At 46.8% G+C, this 13,786-nt stretch carries 10 protein-coding genes; 8 read left to right on the top strand and 2 right to left on the bottom strand.

Annotation, left to right across the window (positions count from 1 at the left end):
- Window positions 1-5: 5 nt before the first annotated feature.
- Window positions 6-2,276 (bottom strand): 5-methyltetrahydropteroyltriglutamate--homocysteine S-methyltransferase, encoded by a 2,271-nt coding sequence (metE, locus tag AC6ESO_RS20965; protein WP_497093083.1) that lies wholly within the window; start codon window positions 2,274-2,276, stop codon window positions 6-8.
- 432 nt (window positions 2,277-2,708) lie between these two features.
- On the opposite strand from metE, the gene selD reads away from it, so the two are divergent.
- The 8 genes from selD to AC6ESO_RS20925 all read left to right on the top strand — a co-directional run bounded on the left by selD (window position 2,709) and on the right by AC6ESO_RS20925 (window position 11,796).
- Complete coding sequence (selD, locus tag AC6ESO_RS20960) at window positions 2,709-3,758, top strand: selenide, water dikinase SelD (protein ID WP_497093082.1); 1,050 nt, start codon at window positions 2,709-2,711, stop codon at window positions 3,756-3,758.
- A 14-nt stretch (window positions 3,759-3,772) separates the two neighbouring features.
- Window positions 3,773-4,831: a tRNA 2-selenouridine(34) synthase MnmH gene (mnmH, locus tag AC6ESO_RS20955; protein WP_497093081.1), complete on the top strand. Its 1,059-nt coding sequence runs from the start codon at window positions 3,773-3,775 to the stop codon at window positions 4,829-4,831.
- Between the two features lie 195 nt (window positions 4,832-5,026).
- Window positions 5,027-5,902: a cation diffusion facilitator family transporter gene (locus tag AC6ESO_RS20950; RefSeq protein WP_497093080.1), complete on the top strand. Its 876-nt coding sequence runs from the start codon at window positions 5,027-5,029 to the stop codon at window positions 5,900-5,902.
- Window positions 5,903-6,062: 160 nt separating this feature from the next.
- Window positions 6,063-6,851: a serine hydrolase domain-containing protein gene (locus AC6ESO_RS20945; RefSeq protein ID WP_497093079.1), complete on the top strand. Its 789-nt coding sequence runs from the start codon at window positions 6,063-6,065 to the stop codon at window positions 6,849-6,851.
- A 70-nt stretch (window positions 6,852-6,921) separates the two neighbouring features.
- Window positions 6,922-8,028: a phosphotransferase gene (locus tag AC6ESO_RS20940; RefSeq protein WP_497093078.1), complete on the top strand. Its 1,107-nt coding sequence runs from the start codon at window positions 6,922-6,924 to the stop codon at window positions 8,026-8,028.
- Window positions 8,025-9,551, top strand: coding sequence for a spore germination protein (locus AC6ESO_RS20935; protein ID WP_497093077.1), 1,527 nt, complete (start codon window positions 8,025-8,027; stop codon window positions 9,549-9,551). Before AC6ESO_RS20940 ends, AC6ESO_RS20935 begins: the two co-directional genes overlap by 4 nt.
- Window positions 9,551-10,705: a Ger(x)C family spore germination protein gene (locus tag AC6ESO_RS20930; RefSeq protein WP_497093076.1), complete on the top strand. Its 1,155-nt coding sequence runs from the start codon at window positions 9,551-9,553 to the stop codon at window positions 10,703-10,705. Before AC6ESO_RS20935 ends, AC6ESO_RS20930 begins: the two co-directional genes overlap by 1 nt.
- On the top strand, window positions 10,702-11,796 hold the full coding sequence (locus AC6ESO_RS20925) for a GerAB/ArcD/ProY family transporter (protein WP_497093075.1): 1,095 nt from the start codon (window positions 10,702-10,704) through the stop codon (window positions 11,794-11,796). The genes AC6ESO_RS20930 and AC6ESO_RS20925 overlap by 4 nt, the downstream gene beginning before the upstream one ends.
- A 7-nt stretch (window positions 11,797-11,803) precedes the next feature.
- On the opposite strand, the gene AC6ESO_RS20920 is transcribed toward AC6ESO_RS20925, so the two are convergent.
- Window positions 11,804-13,762 (bottom strand): glycoside hydrolase family 127 protein, encoded by a 1,959-nt coding sequence (locus tag AC6ESO_RS20920; protein ID WP_497093074.1) that lies wholly within the window; start codon window positions 13,760-13,762, stop codon window positions 11,804-11,806.
- Window positions 13,763-13,786 lie beyond the last annotated feature (24 nt).

The raw sequence follows: 13,786 nt of genomic DNA, 5'->3' as shown, positions 1-13,786 counted from the left end.
CTGCATTACAACGTAGCTCTGACTTCTTTCGCAGCTTGAACCAAGTGACGCAGACTTTCCCACGTTTCGGTTACGCCGCGCGTCTTCAATCCGCAATCGGGATTGACCCATAGTTTGGCAGCATCGATTTTGTCTAACATGCGACTTAGGCCTTGCTTGAGTTCATCCACGCTTGGAATGCGAGGGGAGTGGATATCATATACCCCTGGACCGACCTCTGTTTGGAAGCCGCAATCGTTGATGGCATCGATTATGGCAAGATCCGATCGGGATGCTTCGAACGTAATGACATCGGCATCCATTGCATCGATATCACGAATAATATCGCTGAATTGGCTGTAGCACATATGCGTGTGGATTTGCGTGTCGGCCTGTACGCCGCTGTGCACCAATCGGAAAGCGGGGATAGCCCAGCTCAGATATTCGGCTTGCCAATCGGATTTCCGCAGCGGCAGCTTCTCTCTCAATGCAGCTTCGTCGATTTGGATAATTTCGATATGATTCGCTTCCAAGTCCAGCACTTCGTCTCGGATTGCAAGCGCGATCTGGAGCGCACTGTCTTTCAAGCTAATATCTTCGCGAGGGAAGGACCAGTTGAGAATGGTGACCGGACCGGTCAGCATGCCTTTTACCGGTTTGCCGGTTAAGCTCTTCGCATAAGCCGAGTACTCGACAGTCATAGGTTTGGAGCGGCTAATATCTCCCCAGACGATCGGCGGTTTTACGCATCTTGTACCATAGGACTGCACCCAAGCGTTTTCCGTGAAAATAAAGCCGTCCAAGCTCTCTCCGAAGTATTCGACCATATCGTTGCGCTCATATTCGCCATGTACCAGTACGTCCAAGCCGATCTCTTCTTGAAGGGCAATGCATTCCGCTATCTTATCGAAATTGAACTGTTTGTATTGCTCCTCGGTAATGGCACCTTTCTTGAAGGAGAACCGGTTTGCTCTAACTTCGGCTGTCTGCGGGAACGATCCGATCGTCGTTGTCGGAAGCGGTGGCAGCTTGAACTTATTATTCTGAAGCGCTTCGCGTTCTGTGAAAGCCGGCAGTCTTGTGAAGTCAGCATCCGTTAGCGATGACGTTCTTGCTTGTACAGCCTCGTTACCTGCGAAACGGGTGTCATTGAAGAGCTCTTCGTTCTGCAGGTAAAGGTCGGAGGCATACGGATTCGCGTGTTTCAAGATCGCTTTAAGGTCCGCAAATTCCCGAAGCTTCTCCTCCGCGAATGCGAAGTAGCGTTTGTTATTGTCTGACAACTTGGTTTCGTTCTGCAAGGAATAAGGGACATGTAGAAGCGAACAAGAGGAGCTAAGCACCAGCTGCTTCGCTAGCCCGTTCAACTCTTGCACGATTGCCAGCGTGTTTTTGTAATTGTTTTTCCAAATATTCTTTCCGTTTACGACACCGGCGAACAAGACTTTATCAGCAGGGAATCCGTTTTGGCGCACGAGCTCGAGCGATTGTTTCCCTTCGACAAAGTCGATTCCGATGCCATCGAATGGGAGGGCTTGAAGCGCTTGATAACAATCGCGCACGTCGCCGAAGTAGGTTTGAACAAGAACTTTAACATTGCCTTTAGCGGATAGAATCTGGGCATACAGTTTTGTGAAGAGAGCAAGATCCTCTTCCGTCAGATCTGTCACAAGCGCAGGCTCATCCACTTGAACCCACTCAGCGCCAAGTTCATTTAGCTTAATCAATACGTCAGCGTAAGCCGCGGCTGTTTCTTGAATGAAGTCGTTCGCTTGCTTGACGCCGGTATATTTGGCAAGCTTGAGCAACGTGAAGGCACCGATCAATACCGGTTTCGTTGCGATATGGAGCTGTTTAGCCTCTAAGAACTCATCGAACAGCTTCGTGCCAGCCAGTTGAATACTTGCGGTATCTTCGACGATGGGAACCATGTAGTGATAGTTTGTATTGAACCATTTTTTCATGGCCAGCGCTTTAACGTCACCTTGTTCCCCTTGATAACCTCTTGCCATAGCAAAATAAGTTTCTAATGGGCTGAGTCCCAGTTCTTGGTAGCGATCCGGAATGAGGTTGAACAAGCAAGCCGTATCGAGCAGGCCGTCATAGAAAGAGAAATCGTTAGAAGGAATGAAGTCAATACCATGCGCTTGCTGTCTTTTCCAGTGGTTGGCTCTAAGTTCGACGCCTGTCTGATGAAGCTCATGAATTGTAATTTCGCCTTTGAAATATTTTTCGGATGCGAATTTAAGTTCTCGTAATGCTCCAACTCTAGGATAGCCAATAAGTGATGTTTGCAATGTAAATCTCTCCCTGCGCTGTGTGATGAGCTCATTATAGAGCGGGGAGTGCGCTATCGGAAAACACTTAAATACTATGCCAGGGTATAGCTTTTTGCTATGGGACGGTTCGCTGGCGATCTTGACTTTCACACGCTCACTCCTCGAGTTTTGATCCCCAGCAGCGTGCGAAATGCCAAACAAAAAAGCCCCAGATTCGTTAAGAATCAAGGGCAGCCGGCGTCGTCAACTATAAATAAAGACAACAAAAAAAGCACCGCCTAGTCATTATTGCATGCTAAAGACTCGTTATACAGATTATACGAAAATGAGAATCCATTTGCTATTGGATAGGAATTTCATTGGTGATCATTGACCGTGGCATTAATATTGCAATTTAGTGCTGTGGCGAGTACGATTTAAGTTATGCGAAGAAAGGAACGTGTCGACACTATGAATAACTTCGAGAGTATTAAGTTAACATCACTATCCAGTAAAGGTGGCTGCGGTTGCAAAATAGGACCTGCCGATCTATCGGAGGTACTGCGCAATCTTCCTGCTGCGGAGCCAAACCCCAATCTTCTCGTTGGATTAGATACCAGTGACGATGCTGGCGTATACCGCTTAAGCAACGAGTTGGCACTGGTGCAAACGCTCGATTTCTTCACGCCGATCGTGGATGATCCCTATGATTTCGGACAAATTGCCGCAGCTAATGCAATCAGTGATATTTATGCGATGGGCGGAAAACCATTAACGGTATTAAATATCGTTGCATTTCCGATCTCGACATTGGACAAACGGATCCTCTCCGAAATTTTGCGGGGAGCAGCAGATAAAGTGCGGGAAGCCGGTGCAACGCTGGTCGGCGGGCATTCCATTGATGATAAAGAGCCGAAATTCGGCCTTGCCGTTACAGGTCTCGTGCATCCCGACAAAGTGCGTACCAATGCCGGTGCAAAACCTGGCGATCGCTTAATCCTAACGAAGCCAATTGGAGTTGGCATCTTAACTACCTCGATTAAGAAGGATCAATTGTCGCTTGAAGAGACGAAACGCCTAACCCAAGTTATGGCCACCTTGAATAAAACAGCAGCGGAGATTATGGAGCCTTATCCGGTACATGCATGTACGGACGTGACAGGATTCGGGTTAATCGGACATGCTCTTGAGATGGCTAAAGGCAGCAAGACAACGGTTAGGCTGCATCATAAGGATGTTCCTCTGCTTCCAAGAGTACGAGAACTGGCGGATCTTGGATTTGTACCTGGCGGTACGAAGAATAATTTCGCCCATGTTCAGCAAGATGTCACGTTCCCGGATGACCTTGATCAGATTGGCCGGTGGATACTATGTGATGCGGTTACATCAGGCGGGCTGCTTATTTCAGTAGCCGGTGAGCAAGCGGAGTCCCTATTACAGGTATTACTGCAAGCTGGGGTGGAAGCGAGTTTGATCGGCGAGATTACGGATGAGAGACCAGGACATATAATTGTAGACTAGAAGGGGAAGCCGATATGTTTCAAGACCTAAAGCTCCATGAATTGCTTGCGCTGCGGCAGCAGAAGAATATGGTAACGATTGATGTAAGGTCGCCTTCCGAGTTCGACGATGCTACCATTCCCGGCAGCTTGAATATTCCTTTCTTCGACGATCATGAGCGAGCAGAGATCGGCACGATCTATAAGCAAGTCAGCATCCAAGCGGCAAAAGAACGCGGACTTAAAATTTTCTCCGCCAAATTGCCATCATTCATTAAGCAATTCTCCCAGATCCCCGGCAAAAAGGCTGTTTTCTGCTGGAGAGGAGGCATGCGCAGCAAAACAACTGCAACTGTCTTATCGCTCATGGACATTCATGTTTGCCGGTTGGAAGGCGGCTATCGCGCTTTTCGGCAAGGTGTCGTGCAAGCACTTGACGAGCTTGAAGTTATACCTCCTGCATATGTTCTGCATGGCAACACAGGAAGTGGAAAAACAGCGATATTGCGTCGCTTGCAAGAACGGGGCTATCCGGTATTGAATTTCGAAGAGCTGGCTGGGCATCGCGGTTCCGTGTTCGGGAATATTGGCGTTAAGGCGCATAATCAGAAGAAATTCGATGCATCTCTCGTAGATGAACTAGTTGGGGTTCAGCAAGCTCCCTATCTGCTTTTCGAGGCGGAGAGTAAACGAATTGGCAAAGTGGTCATTCCTAATCAGCTGCTGCAGAAGAAAGAAGAGGGGCATCAAATTTGGTTGGAGGTCCCACTCGATACTCGGGTTCAACATATTCTAGAGGATTATCGTCCGTGGGAGCATCAAGAAGCTTGCTTGCAGTCTTTCCTTCAAATCAAATCACGCATCCATACTCCAATTGGGGCTGAGATTGAATTGTGCTTGAAAGAAGAGAGGTATGACCGCGCTGTCGAGCTTCTGCTTGTCTATTATTATGATCAACGTTATGCCCACACGGCGTCGGGATATAGCTCAGAGAATAAAACTGTCATTGCAGCGGAATCCACAGAAGAGGCGGTTGAAGCCATAGAGCAATTATTGCGTTCGCAGAAGCCTGCACATGCGGGAGTAAAGAATTAATTCATGTAGTTAATAAATCCGCTAATCATGGCGGATTTATTTTTTTTGCCTTTGGACGAACATTTTTCGCGCGGGCAACTCTATTTACTCGTCCCACCTTTTTGAGCCGAATGACAAAACGTTTCTCTAGACCCACATCGTAGTTGGCTGTTACGATAAGTCCACAAAGCATTGGAGAAAGGGATTTTTGCCGCAATGGAACAGCAGAAGTACGAACAATTAAAAATTGGAGAACGCGGTGCACTCATTAGTATAATCGCGTACATCATCTTATCCGGCTTAAAGCTAAGTATCGGTTATTTGACCGGATCCGAAGCTCTGCAGGCTGATGGTTTGAACAATGCGACAGACATTGCGGCATCGATCGCCGTACTTTTTGGATTGCGGCTTGCTCGTAAACCGGCAGACGATGACCATCCCTATGGGCACTGGAAATCGGAAACGATATCTTCCATGCTCGCTTCCTTTATTATGATGGCTGTCGGTTTGCAGGTTCTTTATCAATCGGTAACCTCGATCTTCCAAGGCGGGGAGAAGTCCCCGGATCTTCTCGCGGCATGGGTGGGCATCTTCTCGGCGGTCGTCATGTATGGCGTATACCGTTATAACAAGAAACTGGCTGCGCACATTAACAGTCAAGCTGTTATGGCCGCAGCCAAAGATAATCTCTCGGATGCTTTTGTGAGTGTCGGCACATTCGTAGGCATCATCGGATCTCAATTTCATTTGGCTTGGCTTGACCCGCTTACAGCTATCATCGTAGGTATAATCATATGTAAAACGGCATGGGAGATCTTCCGTGAAGCTTCGCATCATCTGTCAGACGGGTTCAACGAAGATACGATCCTCTCGTTTAAAGAGATCGTGATGAATGTACAAGGCGTTGAGGATGTTCGGGATATCAGAGCAAGAAATTATGGCAGCAACGCGGTCGTTGATGTGACCTTATTAATTAAGGCAGATATGGAATTTCAAGAAGCGCATGAAGTCGCTACAAGAGTGGAACTGGAATTGAAAAATTCGTCGAACGACGTCTATGAAGTTCATGTGCACTATGAGCCGATTGAATAAGCAGGCGTTTGAATAGATGCTAAATGACCCGCTGCCGGATGCTGCGGGTTTCTTTATTATGCCTTTGGTCGATTTATGTGGCTGCGTAAAGGTGATTATAGCCAAGATGTAGAATGGTGTAGATGAAGATCAGCCTTACCACAAAGGAGAAATAAAGGTAATGGATGTGGTGAAAACAAGCAGCGATTTCGATGAGCTTAATCAATATGTATGGGCTATTCAGAACCAAATCTCAGCTTCAGCAGCATCTGTCGTCGTGATCCAAAATGAGCAGATCATTAATGAATACTATTCAGGTCATCATGATTACTCGCCAAACAGCCGTATGATAGATGGGCAATCGCAATTCAATGTAGCCTCCATTCGCAAAACGTATCTGGGCTTCGCAATAAGTTTGGCTCTCTATGAAGGAAAGATTAATAGCATTAACGATTATGTTTCCGAGTATTTGGAGGATCTGGACGACAGCATTGTCGGCCATACAACCATTCGGCATCTGCTGACCCATACTCACGGGCTGCAGGGCCCTATGAAGAGGCTGTTTCCACCGGGAACGGATTGGAAGTACAATAATGCCGGCGTAAATTTGCTTCTTCGCATTGTGCAAAAGGTATTTAATCAAACGCTCGCTGAAGTATTAAGCGAACGCGTTTTTGAACCGTGCGGGTTCATAGAGACCGGCTGGAGAGGTGAAAAGAAGGATAAACTGGTGTGGCTTGATGAGGAATATTTAGGCGATCAAGGCGGAGAGGCAAATCTATTCGTGAGCACAAGAGAACTTGGTTATTGGGGACAAATTCATCTGGGAAGAGGCAAGTATAGGGGGAAGCAAATCCTGCCCGCTGCGATATTTGATCAAGTCGTCGCCATCGCTACACCAAGGCATCTCGATGAAACATTACCGAGACATGGTTTCTTCTGGTCTGCAAGACATTCAAGGCTTTGGTAATCTAGTCGTGAAATGTTTGAAAGCGGTGAAATAGCTGAGGCCACTCAAGCCTAAACAAGAGGTGCTACCAATGAATGTACAACATTTTCCGGTATTCATCGACGCAGAGCGAGTTCGAATGATTTCAAACCTAAGTTTACATATCGATAATGGTACACTAATAGAGTGGGACTGCGAAACCATCAAATCGGCTAGACCTAATTATGTGACGGGCGGGGTATATCGGGTTTCCGGAAGAACGAGCACGGATGACGGAAACAGCCACTCTTGGTCGTTGATTCTTAAAATCATCCTTGTCGATCCTAGTCGTAATGATCCGACCCACTACAATTATTGGCGTCGCGAAATTGAGGCTTATGAGTCAGGTTATCTTCACCGTCTACCAGCGGGTTTGAAAGCACCGGCATGTTATGGGATTGACGAAAATAACGACGGTAACGTGTGGCTCTGGCTGGAGGATATGTCCTATGGAACAAGGCCTTGGCAGTGGAATGATTATGCCTATGCTGCTGAGAAGCTAGGAGAATTTCAATCTGCTTACATAAGTGCTAGCCCGATACCGGATTTACCATGGGCGAATCGGCAATGGATGAGATCATGGGTCCATGAATGTCAGACCTATCGGTTGATGACTCCGGCTGGCGAGCGATCCTCTTCCAATCAAAGAGTGAATGCCCTCATCGATCGCTTTAACCAATTTGAATTCCTTATCCATGATTGGCTATTAGCGCTAGAGCGTTTACCGCGAACATTTGCGCATCAGGATTTCTATGAGCTTAACATCCTGTTACATCCCGCACATTCGCAAGATCGGCAGCTCGCCGTGATTGATTGGCAATTTGCCAGTATATCCGGAATAGGGGAGGATCTGGGCCGTTTCTTGGGATTATCGCTAAGCCGAGGGAATGTACCTACCGATCAGTTTCGAGCCTATAAGGAGCTATTACTAACCTCGTACCTTGAAGGAATGAGACGATCGGGTTGGGATGGCGATGAAGCGGTTCCTCGCTTTGGTTTTCTGGCCTCCTTCGCTTTACGTGCAATCTGGGAAGTACCGAAGTTACTGCGGAAAATGGAACAAGAAGCAGAAACAGCAGAGTGCCAACGACTGCTGCTCATTACGGAACTGCAAATGGATGCAGCAATCGAAGCGGATTGTCTAAGGACAATCCTATGAATTGTACGATAATAAAGCCGAAGAAGCTCTGGCGCAACTTACGCGCAGGGCTTCTTTTCTTTTCTTGCATAAGGAAATACAAATGCTCACATGATAAAACCGAGCTTTTGGAAGGAGGTGGAAATGACATGGAGCCAAACTTTCCGGTCGATGTGAACGAAAGCATGCAAATCAATTATGAAGCTTTACGCCATATTTTGGATAACTGCGCGGATATCGTATTTCGGCCCTTAAAGCTTACGGATCAATCCGAAATTCTACTTGTTTATATCGAAGAGCTGACAGATTCAACTAGATTAGAACAGATTATTTCGGCATGCATGATAAGCCGTGATTTTGAACGGCTGACACAATATAAGATCGTTGTTCGCTTCTCGGAAATTGTAGCAAAAATCTTAAAAGGGAGCACGGCCATACTTATAGACGGCAAGCCTTTTGCCTATTTGGCAGAGCTGACGGCTTACAAACAACGCGCAATTGATGAACCCTCAAATGAGGCCTCTATTCGCGGTCCTCGTGAAGGATTTACCGAAGACCTGAAGACCAATTTAAGCATGATTCGAAGAAAAATAAGCCACCCGACATTAAAGTTTGAAATGCATCAAGCGGGCGAGGTAACCCATACCGATTTTGTTGTTGCTTATATCGAAGATATCGCCAAGCCGGAACTTCTTAAAGAGGTTAGAAACAGGCTTCAAGCTTTTCACACGAATCAGTTGTTGGATTCCGGTTATATTGAAGAATTTATCGAGGACAAGTCTTTATCCCTATTCCCGCAAATCCAAAATACGGAACGCCCGGACACCGTATCTTCGAGTTTATTGGCTGGCAGAGTTGCCATTATCGTGGACGGATCTCCGAACGCATTACTGCTGCCTATGACTTTTTGGTCAGGCTTTCAAGCGGCGGAAGACCATTATGAACGATTCATCTACGTTTCGGCGGTCAGAATTTTACGGCTTTTGCTGGCCATGCTATCTTGTTTACTTCCTTCCGTATATGTTGCGCTGACGACGTTCCATCCCCAGATGATTCCGCTCGCCGTAATGCTGAGTATTTCGGCCTCTAGAGAAGGAATTCCATTTCCAACCGTAATTGAAACCTTGTTGATGGAATTGATGTTTGAGGGATTGCGGGAAGCAGGACTGCGGTTACCCAAAGCAATCGGTTCAGCAGTGAGTATTGTTGGTGCATTGGTTATCGGAGAGGCAGCTGTTCAAGCAGGCTTTATATCGGCTCCTATTGTTATGATCGTAGCAGGTACCGGTATCGCATCCTTTGCTTTCCCCAGCTATAGCTTGGCCTTGCCATTTCGATTGCTCCGGTTTCCTCTTCTAATCGTGGGTGGATTCCTTGGTCTGTATGGTGTTGCCATCGGCGTCATATTCATCTTGATCCATCTTGTCACCCTGAAGTCATTCGGGGTTCCGTACTTGCAACCCGTATCTCCGATCGGACAAACTATTTGGAAGGACACGCTAATACGACTGAATAAACGATTCGTACCGGCGCAGCGAAAATAATGAGGAAAATCGGTTTATTGTTCTGGTTGATTATGACCGTCTTCATCTCCGGATGTTGGGATAGGAACGAAATTAACGAATATGCGTTTTGGATTGGAACCGCGCTGGATTTATCTGAGGAAGGTAACCTGCAAAAGAGCGCTCAGATCGCAGTTCCCGCTGAATTCAAGGGGAGAGGGAGCGGCAGTCAGCATCGGGCAAATATTGTTCTATCAACGACTGGTTCTTCTATCGTGGATTTGGAACAACAGATTCAAGACAAATTGCCCCGAAAGGTTTTTCTTGGACATCGCAGGTCGATTTTCATCGGAGAGAAGCTTGCGCGTAAAGGTTTAATTGAAATTATGGATCAATTTACACGAAATACCGACACGCGTATGCGCACGGATATATTTGTAGTGAATAACGGGCAAGGGAGCGATGTATTGAAAATCAACAGTCCCTTTAATCAGTTTTCTGCAATTGTAGCTGTAGATCAAGACCGGTATTGCCGTTTAGGGGACTCTGCTTTACGGGATGTCTTGCTCGATGTAGGACGTGACGGCATCCGTCCTGCCATGCCGATGGTGGAGACATCGCCGAATAATGAGCTGGAAAAAGGTAAAATAATCGAAGTAAAATCCGTTGCCATCTTTAATCGACACTTGCAAATGGTCGGCGAAGTGTCTGGAAGAGAATCGCTGGAGTTGTTCTGGGTTAAAGGCGTACTAAAGAATCAATTTATATCGGAAGAAACAGGAGAAGGCACCGTTTCTTTATTTGAATCCAACTTAAGGAAATCCGTTCGTACCGAATTTGAAGGAAATAAAATCAAAGTGTTCGTAAAGGTGGAGGGAACCGGAAGGGTCCTTGAAAACAACACGAATATTGACATTTCGGTAACCGCGGAACGAATTCCGTTAGAACGTAAGCTAAATGAAATGAAAGCGAAGCAGGTAGAGGCAACCATTAAGAAAATACAGCAACAGTTGGGGCAAGACGTGTTTGGATTCGGAGAAGAGGTTCACAGAGAACATCCTTACCGGTGGAAGAAAATCAAGAACAACTGGGATCAGATATTTCCGACAGTTGAGGTGTCGGTTAAAGTGAAGTTGAAAATTCAGAATACGGGGGCAATCGGAAGACGCATCCCAGGAATAGGAGACAGAAAGTGAAGATTTCTCCTTGGCAGTTGTTTTGGATGTTCACCACATTGGAAATTTCAATGAGTATCTGGCTCACGGTGTCTCCTTCCATCGAGATCGCCAGACAAGATGCCTGGATATCCCTGGTAGTGGCGGGGGTCATTGGATTATTCGTGACCCTGATTTGTATTCGGGTTTCGCAAAGGCATGCTACGCAAACATTGGTGGAGTTTGCGCAGAAGCTGTTTGGGAAGTGGATCGGAAAGCTAATAGCCGTCTTGTATATTTTAATGTGGTTTTCCGTTTCGTCCGATATTTTGCGTATTTTTTCATTGTTTATTAAGCAATTTCTATTTCACAATACGCCGATTTGGGTTATCGCATCGCTAATGGTTGCAGCAATGGTATATATCAATTACGCTGGAAGTATCGAAGCGATCGCTCGTTTTAGTGAAATGGCCGGACCTCTGCTGCTGGTCGGCATAATCATTACGTTCGGATTAAATTTAACAAATCTGCATCCAGCGCTTATTTTACCCATCTACGCAGATACGGGGATACAGCCGATAGTGAAGGGCTCTTTTGTGAACGCGTCATTTCTAGGGGAGTCTATGATGATCATGATGTTAACTCCTTTTATCGCAAACTCGCAAAAGATGCTTAAACCAACGTTGCTTGCGATTTGCGTACCTTCCGTGATCGCCGTGCTTACGGCTATTATGGTCATTATGACGTTCGGGCCCAATATCGGATCCACCTTAATATTTCCATATTTCAGCATGGTCCGATTTATTAATTATCTGGAGTTTGTTCAGAATATGGATGTTTGGATTATGTTCATCTGGATCTTCAGCGTTTTCGTAAAGTTAGCCATTTACTTATTCATTAATAGTTATGGTACCGCACAATTGCTTGGCATTAAGAACTGGCGGAATGTAATTCTGTTTGCTGGCATTCTTATCTTCGCGATCTCACTCGTGCCTGCCAACATTATCGGGATGCTGGATTACGCAAAATACGTTTGGATCATTTATGTTTTCCCCATATTTATTATAGGCTTGCCACTCCTCTTCTTGTTCGTTAGCCTAATCAGAGGTCAGGGTAATAAAAAAGCCGCGTAATCGCGGCTTATTCACGAATCCAGACCAGCATTTCCCCCGGTTTGCGATTACCCCACTGCGTATAAGGAACCGCATAGATGCTCTGTTTCTCAAGCTTCGGTGATGAGATTCGGTAGAGCGACGAATTCGCGGGGTCCGAATCTTCTTGGCGATACCCTTCGGCGTGAAGCGCAACTGAATTCCCATTATGCACAAGACGAATTTCAGCGTCTGCAGGAAGAATGAGATTCGGAAGGGCAGCGCCATTGTCCATTTCTTCAAAGCAGTACACGAGCGGTCCGCGCTGCAAAGCTACGCGGCCTGCATTAGCGCGAACGTTCGGATGAGCGTAGATACGCTTAGGTTCCATGTCTAGTTCGAGGCCGATGACGTCTCCTTCTTGCCAGTCACGCGTGAAATAGGCGTAACCTTGACGGATTTCAGGCTCAATAGGATTACCGTTCAAGGTGAAATTGATTTGGTTCGACCAGGACGGATTGCGCATCGCAATGGTGAACAGACCGGTACCGGCCGCTGATGTAACACGAAGACGAACATTGCCGTTCCAAGGTAACCCGCTCTCGAGCTTAAGACTTACATTTCGTTCAGCTAGCGTAAGCGACGTTTCTGTTCCGATATACAGATGCGTGTAGAGCACATCTTCTCTTGAAGTGAAGATGTACTGCCCAAGAGAGGAAAGCAGCCTCGATATATTCGGCGGGCAGCATGCGCATGCGAACCATTTTTGTCGGACAGATTTGATGTGATGCTTACCTGGATTTCCTCTGCCTGCAGCGGGCCACACCTCGAGCGGATTGACGTAGAAGAAGCTTTTTCCATCGCTAGCCAGTGCTGCCGTTACCGTATTATACAGCGCGCGTTCCATCACATCCCCGTATTCGCCGTTCGGTTCCAATTGCAGCATTCGTCTGGCGAAGAAGATCAGTCCGATCGATGCGCAGGTTTCGGAATAGTTCGTGTCATTGGGCAAATCGTAGTCGAACGTGAACGCTTCGCCGTGATGCGTTGAACCGATACTTCCGGTGACATACATCTGCTTGTGCACCACATTACGCCACAGCCGCTTACATGCGTCCAATAAACTTGCATCTCCCTGATGAAGAGCCAGGTCAGCCATTGCGGTGTACATATAGACGGCTCTTACGGCATGGCCGGTTGCGACTTCCTGTTCCCGTACCGGCTTATGAGCTTGAAGATAGCGTAGATCCTGATGATTGTTCTGAACGACCCCAGGCGACCAGTAGCTGATTCGACCGCGTTTCTCCCATTCCTCAACCAAGTAATTGGGTTGTTGACCGCGCTCTTCAATGAGGAAGCTCGCCAGCTTCAAGTACTTCTCTTCCTCGGTGATTTCATAAAGTTTGACAAGTGCCAATTCGATTTCCTGATGTCCGTCGTATCCGCGCAGCTTGCCTGGTTCATTCCCAAACTGGGCATCGATATGATCGGCCAATCGCCTGGCTACGCTCAGCAGGGTTGTCTTGCCGGTTCCTTGATAATAAGCTACAGCTGCTTCGATAAGATGACCAGCCGTGTACATTTCATGGCAGTCCATCAAGTTCGTCCAACGATTACCCGGCTCGGCAATCGCGAAGTAGGTGTTCAAATAACCGTCTTCCTGTTGAGCAGAGGCAATAAGGTTAATCGCCTCATCGGCTATACGTTCCAGATCGGCGTCCGGAGTGGCTGCTAATGAGAAGCCGACGGCTTCCAGCCATTTGTACATATCCGTATCTTGAAAAACAAATCCTCCGAAATGACCTTCTTCCAGTCCTGCTGCGATACGGAAGTTGCGTATAACGTGGCTGGGCTCCGCCGATTCTATTCGATCGTTCATCGCTTCCCATTGATAAGGAATGACTATATCTCGAATGAGATTTACAAATGTGGACCAATAGTGATCTTGGATTTGGACGGCACGAAGATCGAGCGGGGAGGAGTGGCCTAGTTTGTTCTCGGTATTCATATGTGCGGTTTCGCTCCTTTAATT

The organism is Paenibacillus rhizoryzae (genome assembly GCF_059686995.1).
The sequence above is the reverse complement of the archived record's forward strand: the minus strand, read 5'-3'. Positions and strand labels throughout refer to the sequence as shown.